Genomic DNA, 18998 nt, shown 5'->3' on the forward strand with positions numbered 1-18998 from the left:
AACGCCCGCGACGATGGTGTGATCTAACGCCTCGGCCAGCCGGGCCAGCGCCGTTTCGCGGTCGACCGCGTGAACAATAAGCTTGGCAATCATCGGATCGTAAAACGGGCTAACCTCGTCGCCGGTTTCGACACCGCTGTCGATGCGGATGCCCTTGGGCAGCGATAGGGTGGTGATCTTGCCGGTTGAAGGCGCAAAGTTATTGGCGGGGTCTTCGGCATACAGCCGCGCCTCGACGGCGTGGCCAGTGCAGGTGATATCACCTTGGGTGATCCCAAGGCCCGCGCCCTGGGCAATGCGCAGATGCATCGCCACCAGATCAAGGCCGGTGATCGCTTCGGTCACCGGGTGTTCGACCTGAATCCGCGGATTAACCTCGAGGAAAAAATAGTTGTCGCCCGCGACCAGAAACTCAACCGTACCCAATCCACGATAGTTCAAGCTCTCTCCCAGTTTCACCGCATCCGTTGCAATCTGGTCAAGCAAGGTACGTGGCAGACCCCATGCCGGAGCTTCCTCGATCACCTTTTGATGACGGCGCTGCAGAGTGCAGTCGCGTTCAAACAGATGCACCACATGGCCCGCGCCGTCGCCCGCAATTTGCACCTCGACGTGTCGCGCGGCAGGCAGGAAGCGTTCCAGCAACATGCCCTCGGACCCGAATGTGGACTTCGCCTCACGCAGGGCCCCTTCGATGTCTTGCACCAATGTGTTCTCAGTTTCGACCAGACGCTGACCGCGCCCGCCACCGCCACCAACAGCCTTGAGAAGCACCGGGAAGCCCATCTCGCGCACTGCGGCGGCAATTTCGGCGGGGTCGGATTTGGCACCGCTCGCGCCAGAGACCACCGGAACGCCTGCCGCAATCGCCGCGTCTTTGGCGCTGGCCTTGTCACCGAAACGATCCAGCGTTTCGGCCGTTGGGCCGACAAAGATCATCCCGGCGGCTTCGACAGCATTGGCAAAATCCGGATTCTCGGCCAGAAAGCCATAGCCGGGATGGATCGCATCGGCACCCACTTGGCGCGCGGCGTCAAGCACAGCGTCGATCCTGAGGTAGCTTTCGCTGGCCGGCCCCGCCCCGATCAGGATGGAGCGACCAATTTCGCGCACATGCAGTGCGTTCGCGTCTGCCTCTGAGTGAACGCCCACGGGGGTGATACCCTGCGCGCGCGCGGTGCGGGCAATTCGGCAGGCAATCTCGCCACGGTTGGCAATGAGCAATGTATTGATTTTCATGATACTCTCCTCAGAACCGGAACACGCCAAAATTGGTTTCAACTTTCGGTCGCCGCGAGGCGACATCCAGCAGCAACGCCAGCACATCACGGGTCTCGGAGGGTTCAATCACGTTGTCGGCCCACAGATTTGACGCAAAATTATAGGCACCCTGGAAATCTTCGTATTCCTTGCGAACCGGAGCCTTAAAGACTTCTTCTTCTTCAGGGGTCCATGTCATGTTGTCGCGTGCCAGAATTTGCGCGCGCACCTGTGCCAAAACACTGGCGGCCTGTTCCGGCCCCATGATTGCCGAGCGCCCCGAGGGCCACATGAACATCGCGTCTGGTTGAAATGGACGGCCTAGCATCGCCAGATAGCCGGCACCATAAGACCCACCGGTAATCACCGTATATTTTGGCACCCGGGCCGACGACATGGCGGTGATCATCTTGGCCCCGGCCTTGGCGATGCCGGCCTGTTCGGCCTCGCGGCCGACCATGAACCCATTCACATCCACCAGAAACACCAGCGGAATGTCGCGTTGAACACAAAGGTTGATGAAATGCGTGGCCTTCAGTGCCGCCTCGACGAACAGCACGCCAGTGTTGGCAAGGATGCCAACCTCGTGGCCATGAATGCGCGCCCAGCCGGTCATCATGGTGTCGCCATACAGCGGTTTGAATTCGTGAAAATCGCTACCATCCACAAGGCGGGCAACAATCTCGCGGTTGTCGGTGGGCACTTTGGCATCGCGGCTGACGATGCCGTGAATATCCTCAACCGGATAAGCGGGAGGGATGGCCGCGGCAGGGGTTTTTCGGGGGCTCGATATTTCCCCTAAATGCGATACTATCTGGCGAGTGATGGCCAGTGCGTGGGCGTCATCTTCGGCCAGATGGTCGGTAACTCCCGACACCGAGCTGTGCATTTTGCCCCCGCCCAGCGTTTCGGCGTCTACCTTTTCGCCGGTCGCAGCAAAAGTTAGCTCGGGTCCGCCAAGATACATGAAGCCTTGGCCGCGCACGATCACAATCTCGTCGCAAAGCGCCGGAATATAGGCTCCGCCCGCCGTACATGGCCCCATGACCACAGCAATCTGTGGCACGCCGTCCCCCGACATGCCAACCTGCTGGTGAAAGATCGAACCGAACTGGCCCTCGTCGGGAAAGATATTTGCGATTTCGGGCAAGAACGCCCCTCCGCTGTCGACCAGTGTAATCACGGGCAGTCGGTTTTGCCACGCAATACGCTGTGCCCGCACATGTTTCTTGCAGGTCATGCCAAAGTAGGTTCCACCTTTCACAGTCGCATCATTGGCGATAATCATGCACTGGCGACCCTCGATCACCCCGATTCCGGTGATGATGCTGGCCCCCGGTGGCACGTCTTCATATTTCCCAAGCCCTGCCAAATCGCCCAGTTCAAGAAACGGGCTGCCCGGATCAATTAGCCGCTCTACCCGTTCACGGGGCAGCATTTTGCCTTTGGCCACATGACGCTCGCGCGCCTTCTTTGGTCCACCGATGCGTTGCGCGCGGCGCAACTCATGCAACTCGTCCAGTTTCCCGCGATAATGCGCCTCGTTGGCGCGAAACTCTTCCGACCCTGTGTTGATCGTCGTTTTCAGCTGGGTCATGGCAACTCCGGAAATTCACTGAGAGTAAGTGCAACTTTGGCGGCACCCGGCTTTTCAAACGTGTTGGCTGCGACGATTGTGACATCCGCTTTGAAAACCAACGCTTCTCGTAGCCGGGTTTCGATGGTTGATTTCAGGTCGGGATCGTCCTGGGGCGATCTGTCCGGACCGCGCTCCACGATCACTTTCAGGGCACCCTGAGTGGTGTGGCCGTCAAAATCGGCCACCACGCGCATAATCCCGTTGGTGTCGGGCATCATGTCATTGATGATGCTGTGAATTGCGGACGGAAACACATTCGCGCCGCGCACGATCAACATGTCGTCAGTGCGCCCAACACAGCGGATTTTTGGCCCAGTTCGACCGCACGAACAGGAAGTGCCCAGAACTTCGATGAAGTCCCCCGACCGAAAGCGCAATACAGGGCTGGCTTGACGGGTGATGGCAGTATAGATCATTTCGCCTTTTGCGCCCTCGTCAAAGGGGATGATTTCGCCGGTATCCGAGTCCAGAAGTTCGGTAATGATGTGATCCATGCTGACCATATGCATGCCGGATTGATCGTCGCATTCTGCCCAATAGGCCACGCCCAGATCGGTGCCGCCCAGCATTTCGCAACATTTGGCACCCCAGAGTTCCTCAATACGGTTGCGAATGGCAGGAATGCCGCCGCCCGGCTCGCCGCCGACAATAATGCGTTCGACGCCCAGCTCCGAGGCTTTGACCCCAAGAATTTCCTCGGCCTTTTCGCCAAGATGCAACACAAAGTTCGGCGCCCCGACGATACAGCGCGGGCGGGTGTCGGCGCAGGCCCGCAACAGCCGGTCCGCCCCGCCATCAGCGCCGATCGGCACATCAACAGCACCCATGTATTGCAGCGCCTGCATCACCGGAATACCGCCGACAAAGCCTTTGGCCAGCGAAAACCCGTGCAACACCAGGTCACCGGGGCGGATGCCGTTGGCAAAGAAACACCGCGCCGACATTTCGTTCCAGACTTCGACATCTGTTTCAGTCAATGCCACATACGACGGGCTGCCGGTAGTGCCGGACGACGCCTGCATCTGGATGACGTCTTTTGGGTCTGCCGCCAGATGTCGGCCAAAAGGCTTTCGCGACGCAAGGCTTTCGCGGATGTCGGTCTTGAACGTATAGGGCAGCTTTTGCAGGTCTTCGATGGTGCGAATATCGTCAAATGCGACGCCCGCCTGAGCTAGAATATCGCGGTAAAAATCGGAGTTCTCTTTCAGATAAGCCATCTGCGCGACCAGGTTTTCCTCCTGGACGCGGCGCACCGCGTTCGGCGGAGCCATTTCGATGTCATGCCAGCATTCGGCATTTGCCTTTTCCAACGCATCCGCGCGGCGGTACTGCATTGCGAATTTCATATCATCGCCCTCCATTCACATTTGCCCGGCTTAATAGGACCGGGGCAAACCCATGACTTTGTTGCCAATATAGCTAAGGCACAATTCCCTGTTCACCGGGGCGGTGCGCAACAGGCGCATCATCGGATACATCTCGTAGATGCCGGTGTCTTCGGTGAAACCCGACCCGCCATGCGCCTGCAACGCGGCATCCACCGCCTCGATCCCGGCCTCGGCGGCGGCGTATTTCGCCATGTTCGATGATTCCCCCGCGGGCAGTTTGTGGTCAAATTCCCAAGCCGCACGCCGGGTCATCAAGCTGGCCATTTCGACATTGGTATAGGCCTTGGCCAGCGGATGCTGCACACCTTGGTGCGCGCCGATCGGCTGGTCGAACACGTTGCGTTCACTGGCATAAGTCACTGCCTTGTTGAGCGCAAAGCGACCGATACCACAGCACAAGGCACCCAGTACGATCCGTTCGGGGTTGAGCGAATCAAACAGGATATTGAACCCCTCGTCGACGTGACCCACCACATCCTCGGGGCCAAGGTCCACATCGTCAAAGAACAGGGTCCACTGTTCCTCGGGCAACGGGATTGAAATGCGTACCCGTTGCATGTCGACGCCCTTTTTCTTCAGATCGACTGCAAATAGCGTAAAGCCATCGGTCTTGCGGGCCACCTGATCGAGCGGTGTGGTGCGCGCCACAACAAGGCAGTAGTCCGACACATCCGCGCCAGTGATGAAGGTCTTTTCGCCAGACAGAGAAAACCGGTTGCCGTTGCGCTTAGCCATCGTCTTGGTTTTCATTGAGTTCGATCCGGCACCGGGTTCGGTGATTGCAAAACAAAACTGGATGTCACCCTTGCAAGCGGCTGGAAGCAGCTCTTTTTTGTGGAATTCGGTTCCGTGTGTCGCCAGATGCGCCATCGACATCGTCGGCCCAACCACCATCATCAGCAGCGGGATGCCATGGTTAGCTGTGCCCTCCATGAACAATGCCATTTCGGTCATGCCCAGCCCGGCACCACCATATTCCTCGGGCACCATGATGCCCAGAAAGCCGTCATCGGCGATCTGTTGAAACATCTCTTTGGGAAACTCATGGCGGCGCGCGTGTTCCAGCCAATAGGTATTGTCGTAACTTTGCGCCAACTGGCCACCATATTCATAAATCTGGCGCTGTTCGTCGTTCAGGTTGAAATCCATTGTTCAGATCTCCGGTCTATTGTTTGAAATCAGGCGTGCGGCGGCTTTCGAAGGCGTCCAAACCTTCGGCCACATCCGCACTAGGCAGGGCGCGCACTGCAGCGTCACGTTCCAGTCGCATCTGCTGATCAACCGTCATGTCTGCGCCTTCGCGCGCCAGCCGTTTCATTTCGGCTATGCCGGGCCGTGATCGGGTTGCGATGGTCTGGCAATATTCCTGCGCCGCTATGTGCAGATCACTGTCCGGCACGATGTAGTTGATCAGACCCGCGTCTTTCGCGTCACCCGCCCCCAGCCAGCGGGCCGAAAACATCAGGTCCAATGCGCGGCGTTGCCCCATCAACCGGGTCAGCCTCTGGCTGCCGCCCCAACCGGGGATCAGCCCGAACTGGGCGTGCTGGTCGCCGAACTGGGCGGTTTCAGCGGCAAAACAGACATCCGCCGCCAGCATCAATTCGATCCCACCTGCAAGGCACAAACCTTGAACCGCGACGATGACGGGTAGGGGGCATTGCTCCAGCTTGCGCAGGTTGTCCATACCAAAGCCGATGAAATGGTCCAGCGCGACTGGATCGTATAACTTTTCCTTGACCTCGGTCAGATCGGCACCGGTGCAGAAATGCTTGCCCTGTGCGCGAATCAAAATGGCGCGTACCTCGCGGTTGGCCTCGAATTCGGCGCGGGCGGCAGCGATGCCCTCGTGCACCTCCAACGACAGGCAGTTGAACTTTTCCGGACGGCTCAACTCGATGATGCCGACATTTCCTTCGATTCTAGCAGTTACCGGAGTGCTCATTTCGCCGCCCCTTTGGATTTGTTGTCGTATTGCAGCGCAACCCGGCCGACTTTTTCACGCGCGATCACCAGTTTCTGGATCTGCGCGGTGCCGTCGCCGATCTGCAGGCCAAGCACATCGTTGTAGCGCTGGTGATGCGGCAGGTCGGTGGTGTAGCCATAATGCCCGTGCAGGATCAGGCATTGATGGATGATCTCGCAGCAAGTCTTGGGAAGATACCATTTGCACATCGCGGCTTCGGATGTGTGTGGCAGGTTCTGGTCCCGCAGATTCAGCGTATAATAGCAAAGCTGGCGCATCATCGTCAGCTGGGTTTCGGCTTCGGTCAGCGGAAAGCTGACGCCCTGATACTGTACCAGCGGCGCGCCAAAAGCCTCGCGGTCTTGCACGTAGGCCCAAGTTTCATCAACGGATGCCTGCGCCGCACCCAGACATTCCAGTCCAATCAGTGCACGGCTGAAATCAAATCCGGCCATGATCGAGCCAAAGGCGCGGTCTTGTTCGGCCATCATGTTTTCGGCGGGCACATATACATCATCGAAAAACACCGATCCCCGCCCGACAGGTTTGGTTCCGATATCGTCGAAATGGGTACGGCTGATGCCCTTTTCGGTCAGGTCTACGAAGAAGGCACTGACGCCTCTAGATCCGCCCTCGGGGTTGCTAGTGCGGGCAAAAACTACGGCTGCATCGGCCTGATCGGCAAAGCTCATCGAGGTTTTTTCACCGCTCAGACGCCAGCCGTTGCCAAATTTTTCGGCCTTGAGCTGCAGGTTGGCGGCATCCGAACCTCCACGCGGTTCTGTCAGACCCAACCCGATGACCACATCACCCGAGATGACTTTTGGCACCCATTCCGCCGCGATTTCAGACGAGGCATGCTTAGCGACCATGCCGCCCATAAGAGACCCAAGAAGCTGAATGTAGCTGGCGTTGAAATCAGCATAGGCGATCTCTTCGACAATCAGTCCGGCGGTGACGGACTCCAGGCCCAACCCGCCATATTCCTCGGGCAGGTCAGGGGCAATCAGGCCAAGCGCGCCCATTTCACGGATCAGTTCCCGATCAAACGTATGGCCCGAGGCCCGTTTCTGATAGCCAGGGGCCAATTTATCACGCGCAAACCGTGCGGCGAGATCGCGAAAGGTTTTTTGATCTTCTGTTGGCTGAAACTGCATTCCTAAATTTCCTCCCAGAGTGTCGGATTCTATCTTTTCATAAAACCTAACAAATGTTAGAAAGTGAGGCAAGCCGTAAAGGGAGATCTCCATGAATCAGAACCAAAAGAGAACGAGCGCATTCGATAATTTGCTGTCGCCGCTTCGCGTTGGGGCATTTGAATTGCGCAACCGCGTTATCATGGGCTCGATGCACACGCGGCTTGAATCCGGGCCCGATCCAATTACCAGGCAGGCCGCGTTTTACGCCGAACGCGCGCGTGGCGAGGTTGCGCTGGTTATCACTGGAGGGTTCTCCCCAAATAGCGAGGGGTTGCTGGAGCCAGGCGGTCCCCGTATGGACGATGCCGTCGAAACTGCCACGCTGCGGCCCATCTGTGATGCGGTCCACACAGAGGGCGCACTGATCTGCGCCCAACTTCTGCATGCGGGGCGGTACGCCAAGGTCGAAAACTGCGTCGCACCGTCGCCGATCCGCTCCCCGATCAATAAATTTGTTCCCCGTGAACTTACCCATGAAGACATCGTTCGCACGATCAATAATTTTGTCACCGCCGCTGCCAATGCGCAGGCCGCCGGTTTCGACGGGGTCGAGGTGATGGGATCCGAAGGCTATCTGCTGAACGAATTTACGGTGCCCCATACCAACAAGCGCACCGATGACTGGGGTGGCAGTGTCGAAAACCGCCATCGCTTGCCGGTAGAGGTCGTGCGCGCCGTGCGCGATCACTGCGGCCCGGATTTCATGATTATCTACCGGATTTCTGCTGCGGATCTTATTGAAAACGGTGCCCCTGCCGAAGAAATCGCGTTGCTGGCCCAGAAAGTCGAGGCTGCAGGCGCCGATATGCTGAACACCGGTATCGGCTGGCATGAGGCGCGCGTGCCGACCATCGCATATCCTGTGCCCCGCGGAGCGTGGCGTCAGGCAGCTGCGAATGTGAAGCGCGCGGTGTCGATCCCCGTCGTGGCTTCGAACCGGATCAACACGCCTGAACTGGCCGAGGACATTATCGCCAGCGGCGATGCGGATCTGATTTCGATGGCGCGCCCTATGCTCGCCGACCCGCATTTCGTCCGCAAGACTCGACAAGGGCGCACGGATGAGATCAACACCTGCATCGCCTGTAATCAGGCCTGTCTTGACTATATATTTTCGGAACGTGTGGCAGGATGTCTGGTGAACCCGCGCGCCGGGCGCGAAACTGAATTCCACGACAATGTGGCGACCGTGCCCAAAAAGATCGCCGTGGTCGGGGGCGGAGCGGCTGGCTTGGCCAGCGCGGCCGAGGCCGGACGGTTGGGTCACGACGTAACCCTATTTGAGGCCGCCGACACATTGGGTGGGCAACTGAATCTGGCACGCGCCGCCCCCGGCAAAGACGAATTTGACGAAACGCTGCGCTATTTCCGGGCGCAATTGCACAAACACGGTGTGGTCGTGAAACTGGGCACAGCTGCTTCAGCCACGGATCTGGGCGGCTTTGACCATGTGGTGATCGCCACTGGTGTGACGCCGCGATTTCCGGATGTGCCGGGTATCGACCATCCCAAGGTGGCGACTTATGCGCAGATCCTGTCAGGCGAACGCCGCGCGGGTGCGCGGGTTGCGGTGATGGGTGCAGGCGGTATCGGCTTTGACGTGGCAGAGTTCTTGGTCACGGCACCGGCCGAAACAGAACAAAGCGCCGTGTTCTTTAGTGTTTGGGGCGTGGATGGAAAATTCACCCGGCCCGGGGCGCTGAGTGGCGATCCGCTGGCTCCGGTTCCTGGCACACGTGCAGTGACCGTGCTGCAACGCAAACCCAGTAAACCGGGCAAGGCTTTGGGCGTGTCCACGGGGTGGATATTGCGCAACGCCTTACGCAAACGCGGGGTCAAGATGCTGACCGGTGTCAGCTATGACCGGATTGACGATACCGGACTACACATCACGCTGGATGGCGCGCCAATGAGCGTCGAGGCCGACACGATTGTTCTGTGCACCGGGCAGGAGCCGGTGCGCGCGCTATATCAGGCGCTGACGGATCAGGGCGTTGTTGCCACCATGATTGGCGGCGCGAAAGAGGCCTCCGAGCTGGATGCGCTGCGCGCCATCGACGAAGGGGTCAGGCTGGTGCAGACCTTCTGATCCGCCTGATTGATGAATTCACCGGCCAAACGCGGCTGCGTTCTCGGTGATGAAACCCGCGAACCGGCGGGCAGGGCGGCCCAGAACGTCCTGCACCGTGGTTTCGGTGCCAGACAGATATCCTTTCGGGGCAAGTCCGGCCAGTTCTATCATCGCATCGGCGACCTCTGCGACCATGCCGGATGTTATCATATTGGCGCGCGCCTCGTCGGGGCCAACGGCGCGGCGAGTGATGTCGCGGCCAAGCGTTTGCGTCAGCAGCGCCGCAATATCGTCGCCGCTCAGTGCCTCGTCGCCGGTCAGCCCATAGGCTTTGCCAAGATGCCCCTCGCCGGTCAAAGCTTCGGTTGACACATCGGCGATGTCGCGGGCATCGACCCAGGAAACGGGTCCGCCCACATCGTCGAGGTAAGTGTTTCCATTGGCGATGCTATCGGACTGCCACAGCAGATTCTGCACGAAATAGGTCGGTTGGATCAACGTCCAGCCCATGCCGCTTTCCTTCAGCAACTCCTGGCTGGCCGAATGCCAGATGCCAAAGGTCAGCCGGGCCTTGGGCGAGGCCCCGAGCCCGGTCGACATGACCATATGCTGCACACCTGCGTCTGCTGTGGCGTGGACCACATTGGCCTTCCAGCGCCCCATTTCCTGATGTGCGGGCGTGACAAGGAACGCCTTTTGCGCCCCCTTGCAGGCCCGCGCCAGCGCGGCAGGGTCGTCGAAATCAGCCACCATGGCCTCGCAACCCTGCGCCTTGAGCGCCGCAATCCGCGAGGCATCGCTGGTCACGGCGCGCAGGGCGATGCCTTTGTCCGAAAGCGAAGAAATAAGGTGTGTGCCAATCGTGCCAGTGGCACCGAAAATAACGATCATGTCTGTTTTCCTTGCAATGCTTCGATTGGGGCGATGGTTTCCGGGTTCTGCACGGACGACAGATCGCCCGGATCCTCGCCCAGAAATGCTGCCCGCACGATGCGGCGCATGGTTTTCATCGTCCGGGTCTTTGGCAGGGCTTCGACGAAATGAATTTCGCGCGGGCGGAACGGTTTTGAGACCGCTGTGCCCACTGCGTCTTTTAGAAAGTCGACCAATGCCGCGTCGGGGGTCACGCCGGGGGCTGCGACGCAGACAACGACAACGGCGACACCTTTCAACGCATCTGGCGCAGCGATGGCGGCGGCGTCGATGACTTTGCCGGTCAGGGTCATGGCCGCCTCGATCTCGGGCGGACCGATGCGTTTGCCGGCGATGTTCAGAGTGTCGTCGGATCGGCCCAGAATATACCATGTGCCATCAGCATCATGACGCACCCAGTCGCCGTGGCACCAGACGCCGGGGAAGGTGGACCAGTAGGTTTCCAGATACCGCGCCTTGTCCTGCCAGATTGTCGGCGTCAGCCCCATGGGTGGTTGGGCCACCACCAACTCACCGACCTCGCCCAAATCAGCCTCTGACCCATCCGGGCGCAGAACCTTGGCGCCAACCCCCAACGCTTGCGTCGAGAACCCGCCCGGCGATAGCCGGTGCAACACCGTTGAGGTCAGGATCGCGCCAAACAGTTCGGTGCCGCCGGAAATATTCAGCGGGGCTGCGCGATGGCGGCATATATGCGCCAGTTGCCATAGCCAGGCATCGTCGGTCCAGGGCTCTCCGGTTGATCCGACGATGCGCAGTGGCGACAGATCGTATCCGGCCAACGGGGCAGGGTCCTGTACCATAAACTGACGCACCAGCGTGGGCGCCACGCCCATGTGGGTCACCTTCGTTTCGGCGGCAACGCGCAGCAAGCGAAACGGGTCGTCTGGCGTTGACGGGGCACCTTCGGCAAGCACCAGCGTGGCACCGGCCAGAAGAACCGAAATCAGGGTCAGCGGCCCCATGACCCAGCCCATATCCGTCATCCACAGATGCCGGTCATCGCGCTGAAGGTCGAGACACAGAAGGAAGTCAGTCGTTGCTTTGGCCTGAACTCCCAGATGCGTGTGTACCACACCTTTGGGCCGGCCGGTTGTGCCCGAAGTATAGGCGATCATCAAGGGACCTGCGGCGTCTACGGGAGCGGCGGGGAAGGTCGGATCGGCCGCTGCGATAGTGTCATGCCAGTCCAGATCGCGGGCCGGATCGGCGGATGTTCCCCCGAATCGGCGCAGGCTGATGACCGTTTGCACCAACGGAAGATCGTCTATCGCACTGACCAGTGTCCGCTCCATCGCCACCGGCTTGCCCCGGCGCGGTGACGCATCAACTGTCAGCACAGCCCGGGCGTTGCTGTCGTTCAGCCGTGCGGTGATTGCGGGAGCGGAGAAACCGGAAAACAACGGCACAGCGATGGCTCCCAACCGGGCAATGCCCAGAAACGCGGCCGCAATTTCAGGGATCATCGGCATATAGATGCCAACCGCATCGCCCGCGCCGATGCCCCGGGCGGCCAGAGCGCCGGCGACACGGGCGCTCTGCTCGGCCAGATCGTTGTAGGTCCAGCTGCGGGTGGTCCCGTCTTCTGCCACCCAGTCAATAGCGGTCTTGCCGCCAAGTCCAAGGTCAATTCGCGCGTCGAGACATGTTTGCGTCAGGTTGAGCGTGGCACCGGTGGCCCAGCGGATATTCTCGGGGCCGCCGGTGAAGTCACGCAGTGTATGAAAGGGATGCGAGAACCGGATACCGGCAAGATCAATAATCTTAGACCAAAACCAATCGGGGTCGGCGTTGGACCGTTCAAGCAGGTCTTCGTATGTATCCGCGCCACAATGGTTCAGAAAACCGGCAAGATTGCTGTTTTTACGGATATCATCGGCGGGATCAAACATGTCGGACCTTGTGAAAAAGGCCGCGCCGTAGCGCGGCCAGTTGAGGAGGTAGTTCTTTTATTTACCTTCCAGGGGGCGCACGCGCCCGACTAAAATGCCTAGCCGTGCATGGACAAGCCGCCCGACACGGAAATGACCTGACCTGTGATGAACCCAGCGTCCTCCGACGCTAGGAAGCAGACAATCCCAGGGTAATCTTCGGGCTGGCCAAGTCGCTTCATCGGAATGGCGCGTTTCAAGCCTTCGGCAATCTTTACGCCGGCTTCGCCTTCGGCAAAGCTTGCAAACAACGCTGTGTCAGTCGGCCCTGGAGATACGGTGTTCACCTGCACACCTTTGCGGGCCAGTTCGCGTGCGACTGTTTTCGAAAAAGAGATGATTCCGCCCTTGCAAGCCGAATAAACCGCTTCCCCGGACGATCCGACACGCCCGGCATCCGAAGCAATGTTGACCACGCGACCGCCCCCATTCTTAACCATTCCGGGCAGTACCGCGTGATGCATATGCAGCGGCCCATAAAGGTTTATTGCAATGATCTTGTCCCAGAGCGCGACATCGGTATCGAGGAACGGCTTTGCGACATCCCAGCCCGCATTGTTGACCAGAACATCGATAGGCCCGCCCGCTTCGAATGCAGTTACAGCGCTATCGACTGCGGCGCGATCCGCGATATCAACCGTGTAGGCGCTGGCCTTCCCACCATTTGCCTCAATAAGCGATACGGTTTCGGCCGCGCCGTCCGCATTGAGGTCAAACACCGCAACTTCGGACCCTTCTTCGGCGAAACGTTTGCACACTTCGCGTCCAATCCCACTGCCACCACCTGTGACGATCACTCTTTTACCTTGCAGTCCACGCATCCTGTAACTCCTCTTGGGCCCTTGCTGTTTAGTCGCGCACGGGCTAAAATCTAACATCTGTTTGAATTTATCTGCTTGATATCGGTGTGTCCAGAGGTATTTACCCATGAATATGACGCCCAAACCCCAAAACGCTGTGCTGCATGACGGACAGCCAAGTAAGTCCGAGCAGACGCGAGAGACGATCCTCGCGGCGGCGGCACAGTTTTTCCGCAATGAAGGGTACAATGCCGCGACCATGCGCAAAATCGCCAAAGTTGCAAATATGGAAGCTGGCAGCATCTACTACCACTTTTCGTCCAAAGAAGACATTCTGGGTGAAGTTATGGAGCTTGGGTTGCGCCGCCTTTATGTCGAGGCGTCGCGGGTTCTGGCCGAGGCTAGGGCGCAGGACAAGGATTTCCGACAGGTCCTGTCAGAGATGGTCGATACACACCTGACCTTTCTTTTGTCTGAAAGCGATTTTACATCCGCCAATATTCGCAACTTTCCGACGCTACCCAAAGAGTTACGCCAAAAACACCGGCCGCTGCGACGCGCATATTCCGACCTGTGGAACGGTTTCTTGGTAGAAGCCCAGCAGAATGGCTGTATTCGCACCGATATCGCGATCAGGCCTGTACGCCAGTTCGTGCTCGGCGCGCTCAACTGGACGGTCGAATGGTATGACACGGAGCGTTTTCCCGTCGCAACACTGTCCGAGCGGGTTACAAGGCTATTGCTGGATGGGATGGCCACAAAAGAGCACGCTCTGGTTCTTGTCCCCCGGCATCGCGACCGGCAGATTTTTGAACCGGAAGCCGATACCAACAAGGCAGCACGTACACGTATGCAAGTGCTATCTGCGGCCGCGCGGATCATCCGCGACCGTGGCTACAAAGCGGCAACAATGCGGGCCATTTCGACCGAGGCTGGGATCGAGGCCGGCAGCATCTACTACCATTTCGGGTCAAAAGATGACATTTTAGATGAAGTGCTGGATTTGGGGCTGCGCGATCTATTGAAGGGTGTGACTAGGACCGTTTCTGATTGGGAAAAGTTTCCTGATGACCTGAGCAGAATGTCTGCAGCGATCAAGACACATATGGAGTGTCTGTTTCAGGCCAGTGAATTCACTTCGGCAAATATTCGAATCTATGGTCAACTGCCCAGTAATGTGCGCGCTCGCCATTGGCCAGTGCGCCATGAATATGCGCAGCTTTGGGACCGCATTCTGAAAGATGCGCAAGACTCCGGTTGCTTGCGTTCCGATATCAGGATCGTCCCTTTGCGGCAGGTCATGTTGGGTGCATTGAACTGGACCGTTGAATGGTTTGACCCAAAAAAGGCGGGGCAGGAGGGAAATATCTCGTTGCCCGAACTTGTCGAAATTCTGCAAAAACTGCTTCTTGGCGGACTGTCGAAGTAAAACAACACGCTCGTCTGAATGCGCCGGAAAGCCCCATTTTTCAGATCAGCTCGGGCTAAAGCCTTCGGCGAGACTGCTTAAAGGTTTACTGATCTGATTGATGCAAGGCATTTCACTGCAAGCCTTTGTTGACAAATTTGACAATTGGCGAAATAACCAAGCAATCGTTTGCTTATTTAAGGAATCACGATGACAGCCTTGGCACCCAAAGCCAGAAGCAACAATCGCCGAGAACTCATTCTTGACGTCTCGGCGCAGCAGTTTGTTGAAAAGGGTTTTGCCAGTACGTCAACGCGCGATATCGCCAAGGCAACCGGCATGTTGCCCGGTTCGCTGTATTATCATTTCGCATCAAAAGATGATTTGCTTGTCGCCGTATTCGAAGAAGGCGTGCAGCGGATAAGCGCCAGTGTGGATACAGCCCTGGAGGCCGCGGGCGCGGACCCCTGGGTGCGCTTGCAGGCCGCCTGCGAGGCGCACCTGGCGATGCTGCTGGGTACAAGCAGCTATGCCCATGTCGTGATCAGAACGTTGCCGTCAGATTTCAGCGACGCGGAAAAGACTCTGGTTGGCTTGCGTCGGCAATACGAGGCGCGGTTCACGAGGCTTTGCGATGCGTTGCCATTGCCGCCACAGACCGACCGAAGCGTTCTGCGGCTGATGCTGATTGGCGCAATGAATCACACGCCAGTCTGGTACCGCGAGGGTCGCGATACACCAGCCGGACTTGCCCGTAAATTCATCGAAAATCTGCACGTGCCGCTGGTCGGGGCAGGGGCCAGCGAAGCGGCCCGTACAGATGCGTCAGGTGAACCAGTTTCGAGGAGGATTGAGGATGAATGACGTTCTGTTGGCCCCTGCGCGGGTGCTGGTTACCAAGATCGGACTGGACGGGCACGACCGCGGCAGTCGCATCATCGCGGCCTATCTGCGCGATGCGGGCATGGAAGTGATCTATACCAACCCCTGGCAGGCCATCGACGCGGTTGTGGCGCTGGCGCTCGAAGAGGACGTGGATGTCATCGGCATCAGCTCTTTGGCAACCGATCATCTGTTGGTTCCAAAGCTGATGGTCGCGCTGGATGCGGCCGGGTTGGGCCATGTGCGCGTCGTAGTCGGCGGCATTGTACCCGATGAAGATGAAGCGAATCTGTTGGCCGCAGGCGTTTCGAAGGTGTTTCACCCTGGAGCCGTGCGCGAAGACATTGTCACCGAGGTGGAAAGACTTGCAATCGCCGCCAGCAACGAACGCCCTTTGGACTAGAGAAAGGCAGAAGTGATGAACAAGATAGCCAAGCCCGTGATGTCGACCGGAAAAGGTACACACCAAGCTGCATTTGACGAGTGGCAACAGAATTATCACGCCCTGATCGGGGAGGACAAACCGGTCAGAAATCGCTCTGGCATCAAGGTCGAACCGCTTTACTGGCCGTCGGACGATCCCGATGGTGCCTATAACGAAAAACTTGGGTTTCCAGGCGCCGATCCGATGACGCGCGGCATTTATCCAACGATGCATCGCGGGCGCACATGGTCGCAGCGCCAGTTGATCGGGCTGGGCCGTCCGGTGGATTTCAATGGGCGGATCAAGAAAATACTGGCCTCAGGGGCCAGCGCACTCAGCATCATACCGTGCAATTCGGTCTACCGGGGGATCGACTGTGATGAGGTAGAGCCAGAAATTCTGGGCACTTGCGGGACCATTATCAATACCGAAGAGGACATGGACATATGTCTGGCAGACATCCCGATTGACGAGATTTCGATCGGTCTGAACGATCCAAGCCCGTTCACCATGTTGGCGCAGATGTTGGTGGTGGCCGAAAAGCGCGGGATCGATTGGAAAAAGGTCACCGGAACGTCAAACCAAAGCGACTACATCTCGCATTTCGTCGCCAACCACATGTTCTATCGCCTGTCTTTGCAAGGTGCCCGCCGGGTGCAGCTGGACACCGCCGCCTATCTGGCCGAGCATGTGCCGAACTGGAACGCCTTTTCGATCGTTGGCCAGCATATGCAACAGGCCGGGGCGACCCCGGCACAGGCGATGGGGTTGACGCTGTCCACCGCCATCCAATACGCCGAGGATTGCAAAGCGCGCGGGATGGACCCGGAAAAATTCCTTGAACGGTTCACCTTCTTTTTCGACATCTCGATCAGTTTCTTTGAAGAAGTGGCCAAGTTCCGCGCCGGACGGCGTATCTGGAACCGGCTTGTGAGCGATCGTTTCGGGGTCACCAATCCGCGCGCCAAACGGTTCAAGTTTCACGCCCAGACATCGGGCTGCGATCTGACCCGGCAACAGCCGCTGAACAATATCGCGCGGGTAACGATACAGGCAATGGCCGGCATCCTTGGCGGGCTGCAATCCATGCACACGGACGGCTATGATGAAGTTCTGTCAACGCCTACCGAAGACTCTGCCAAGGTTGCCGTTTCCACCCAGAATATCCTGAAACACGAGGCGCATTTGTGCGATGTGATCGACCCGTTGGGTGGGTCCTATTACGTTGAATCCCTGACCGATGCGATGGAGGTGGAAATCCTGAATGTCATTGCGGAAATTGACGCGGAAGGCGGCATGTTCAAGGCCGTCGAAAGCGGTTTTGTGCAAGAAATGATCGGGGCCAGCGCCCTTGAATTCCAGGATCAGGTGGACAGCGGCGAACAGATCGTTGTCGGCGTCAACGCATTCAAAGAGGATGAAGACGCCTCGGCCCGACCTTTCCTGAAGCGCCCCTCGCAGGTACATATGAAACAACAGGTAGAGCAGCTGAAAAAGATCAAGGCTGCCCGCGACCCCGCTTTGCTGAACAATGCATTGCAGGAATTGCGTCAGGCCGCGCGGTCCGAAGATATCAACGTCTTCGCCGCCGAGATCGACGCGGTGCGTGCTGGCGCCACACTGGGTGAAATCGTCAAGGTGTTGCGGGACGAATTGGGCTTTGGCCAACCGCTTGTAGTCGCCTGATCACCGTGCAGGATCAAACCGCCGAAAAGCCGGGGCTTTTGGCGCGTCTGTTGGCCGGACAAACCGCCGCACTTGCCCGCGCAATAAGCATCGTCGAGCGTGATGGTCCAACTGTCAGTGCGCTGTTGAAAGCAATCCAGCCGCATCTGGGCCGCGCGATCGTGGTTGGCTTTACCGGCCCGCCGGGTGCTGGAAAATCGACGCTGGTGAATGCGTTCATCGGGGAAATGCGGGGGCGGGGGCGGACAGTCGCAGTCGCCGCTGTCGATCCTTCCAGCCCGATTACCGGCGGCGCGGTTCTGGGTGACCGGATCCGGATGGCAGAGCACACGATGGACGCCGGCGTGTTCATCCGCTCGCTTGCATCGCGGGGGCATCTGGGCGGCCTGTCGGCTTCGGCCGCGCGGGTGGCTGACCTTATGGACGCTGCGGGCTTTGACGTGATCGTTCTGGAGACCGTGGGTGCAGGGCAATCCGAGGTCGAGATGGCGGAAATGGCGGATGTCAGGATTGTCATCTCGGCGCCGGGCCTGGGGGATGACGTTCAGGCGATCAAGGCAGGCATTCTCGAGATCGCCGACATTCTGGTCGTCAATAAGTCCGATTTGCCGCTGGCCAAACGGACAGTTGGTCAGTTGCAGGCAATGTTGGCCCTGCGTGCGCCGGGCGACTGGAAAGTGCCGGTCCTGGCGACCAATGCAGTCGATCGGACGGGCCTGTGCGAACTGGCCGACGCAGTCGATCACCGGGCCGCGACGCGCAAAATGAAAGGCCCGCGTGATGCCCTTGGCGGGCGTACCCGGCGCTTGCTGGCACAATCCGTCGCCAAATATGCAGAACATCGCGTTCTGAACGATACATGCGCAACCATCGACGCGGTGGTTTCGGACCTTCAACAGGCAGGGATCGGTCTGGACGATGCAATTACAAAGGTCCTGATGCGACTATGCGAAAGCCAAGACAATGGATGATTCTGCAACCGACCTACCGTCATTTGAACTGTTGAAGGCGCAATTTGTGGCGCGCGACGGTTATATGCAGTCGTTGGGCGCTGAACTGGCCAAGATGGGTCGCGGTCATGCAATTGTCCGGATGCCGGTCCGTCAGGACAGTCTGAACTTCAACGGAACCTGCCATGGCGGCGCGATTTTTTCAGTCGCGGATTGTGCCTTTGGGGTGGCGTCGAACAGCTATGGCACACTGGCGGCAGGCATTGACGTTCACATCACCTACAACGCCGCAGCCCGGCTTGGGGATGTATTGACCGCGACAGCAACCGAAGTTTCTCGGTCTCGCAAGATCGCGGTCTACGAAGTGACGGTCAGCGGCGACACGGCAGGGCATATAGCGTCCTTTACAGGCACGGTCTATATCATTGGCCACAAGAATTTTACCTGACTTTGAAACCGGG

At 58.5% G+C, this 18998-nt stretch carries 16 protein-coding genes; 7 read left to right on the forward strand and 9 right to left on the reverse strand.

Going from position 1 to position 18998, the window contains the following annotated elements; translation table 11 throughout:
* From KZZ06_RS16865 to KZZ06_RS16890, 6 genes are all read right to left on the reverse strand, one after another.
* On the reverse strand, positions 1-1239 hold a 1239-nt coding region (locus KZZ06_RS16865; RefSeq protein WP_219581292.1), incomplete at its 3' end, for an acetyl/propionyl/methylcrotonyl-CoA carboxylase subunit alpha.
* Positions 1240-1249: 10 nt separating this feature from the next.
* On the reverse strand, positions 1250-2857 hold the full coding sequence (locus KZZ06_RS16870) for an acyl-CoA carboxylase subunit beta (protein WP_138925291.1): 1608 nt from the start codon (positions 2855-2857) through the stop codon (positions 1250-1252).
* Positions 2854-4245: a phenylacetate--CoA ligase family protein gene (locus KZZ06_RS16875; protein WP_138925290.1), complete on the reverse strand. Its 1392-nt coding sequence runs from the start codon at positions 4243-4245 to the stop codon at positions 2854-2856. The genes KZZ06_RS16870 and KZZ06_RS16875 overlap by 4 nt, the downstream gene beginning before the upstream one ends.
* Positions 4246-4275: 30 nt before the next feature.
* Entirely contained in the window at positions 4276-5436 is a 1161-nt protein-coding gene (locus tag KZZ06_RS16880; RefSeq protein ID WP_089423327.1) for an acyl-CoA dehydrogenase family protein, read from the reverse strand.
* Positions 5437-5452: 16 nt separating this feature from the next.
* Entirely contained in the window at positions 5453-6232 is a 780-nt protein-coding gene (locus tag KZZ06_RS16885; RefSeq protein WP_089423326.1) for an enoyl-CoA hydratase/isomerase family protein, read from the reverse strand.
* Positions 6229-7410 carry an acyl-CoA dehydrogenase family protein gene (locus KZZ06_RS16890; RefSeq protein WP_089423325.1) on the reverse strand — a complete coding sequence of 394 codons (1182 nt, stop codon included), beginning with the start codon at positions 7408-7410 and terminating at the stop codon, positions 6229-6231. Before KZZ06_RS16890 ends, KZZ06_RS16885 begins: the two co-directional genes overlap by 4 nt.
* Positions 7411-7501: 91 nt before the next feature.
* On the opposite strand from KZZ06_RS16890, the gene KZZ06_RS16895 reads away from it, so the two are divergent.
* Positions 7502-9541, forward strand: coding sequence for an NADPH-dependent 2,4-dienoyl-CoA reductase (locus tag KZZ06_RS16895; RefSeq protein ID WP_138925289.1), 2040 nt, complete (start codon positions 7502-7504; stop codon positions 9539-9541).
* 18 nt (positions 9542-9559) lie between these two features.
* Here the strand turns inward: KZZ06_RS16895 and KZZ06_RS16900 are convergent, their stop codons facing one another.
* From KZZ06_RS16900 to KZZ06_RS16910, 3 genes are all read right to left on the reverse strand, one after another.
* A complete protein-coding gene (locus KZZ06_RS16900; protein WP_089423323.1) occupies positions 9560-10414 on the reverse strand; it encodes an SDR family oxidoreductase in 855 nt (284 codons plus the stop codon).
* Positions 10411-12348 (reverse strand): AMP-binding protein, encoded by a 1938-nt coding sequence (locus KZZ06_RS16905; protein WP_138925288.1) that lies wholly within the window; start codon positions 12346-12348, stop codon positions 10411-10413. The genes KZZ06_RS16900 and KZZ06_RS16905 overlap by 4 nt, the downstream gene beginning before the upstream one ends.
* Before the next feature lie 98 nt (positions 12349-12446).
* Positions 12447-13208 (reverse strand): glucose 1-dehydrogenase, encoded by a 762-nt coding sequence (locus KZZ06_RS16910; protein WP_089423321.1) that lies wholly within the window; start codon positions 13206-13208, stop codon positions 12447-12449.
* Between the two features lie 106 nt (positions 13209-13314).
* Here KZZ06_RS16910 and KZZ06_RS16915 point away from each other — a divergent pair, with 106 nt between their 5' ends.
* The 6 genes from KZZ06_RS16915 (at position 13315) to KZZ06_RS16940 (ending at position 18985) form a co-directional block, all read left to right on the forward strand.
* Entirely contained in the window at positions 13315-14616 is a 1302-nt protein-coding gene (locus KZZ06_RS16915) for a TetR/AcrR family transcriptional regulator (protein ID WP_254700589.1), read from the forward strand.
* A 189-nt stretch (positions 14617-14805) separates the two neighbouring features.
* Complete coding sequence (locus tag KZZ06_RS16920; RefSeq protein WP_138925287.1) at positions 14806-15459, forward strand: TetR/AcrR family transcriptional regulator; 654 nt, start codon at positions 14806-14808, stop codon at positions 15457-15459.
* Positions 15452-15880: a cobalamin B12-binding domain-containing protein gene (locus KZZ06_RS16925; protein WP_138925286.1), complete on the forward strand. Its 429-nt coding sequence runs from the start codon at positions 15452-15454 to the stop codon at positions 15878-15880. Before KZZ06_RS16920 ends, KZZ06_RS16925 begins: the two co-directional genes overlap by 8 nt.
* A 15-nt stretch (positions 15881-15895) precedes the next feature.
* The gene (locus KZZ06_RS16930; protein WP_302664659.1) at positions 15896-17587 is read left to right on the forward strand and encodes a methylmalonyl-CoA mutase; all 1692 of its coding nucleotides are present in this window, start codon (positions 15896-15898) and stop codon (positions 17585-17587) included.
* Between the two features lie 5 nt (positions 17588-17592).
* Positions 17593-18558, forward strand: a complete 966-nt coding sequence (gene meaB / locus KZZ06_RS16935; RefSeq protein ID WP_089423297.1) for a methylmalonyl Co-A mutase-associated GTPase MeaB — start codon at positions 17593-17595, stop codon at positions 18556-18558.
* On the forward strand, positions 18551-18985 hold the full coding sequence (locus tag KZZ06_RS16940) for a PaaI family thioesterase (protein WP_138925285.1): 435 nt from the start codon (positions 18551-18553) through the stop codon (positions 18983-18985). The genes meaB and KZZ06_RS16940 overlap by 8 nt, the downstream gene beginning before the upstream one ends.
* The last annotated feature ends 13 nt before the right edge of the window (positions 18986-18998 follow it).

The sequence above is a fragment of the Sulfitobacter sp. CW3 genome (assembly GCF_019392245.1).
In the GTDB taxonomy this organism is placed as follows: domain Bacteria; phylum Pseudomonadota; class Alphaproteobacteria; order Rhodobacterales; family Rhodobacteraceae; genus Sulfitobacter.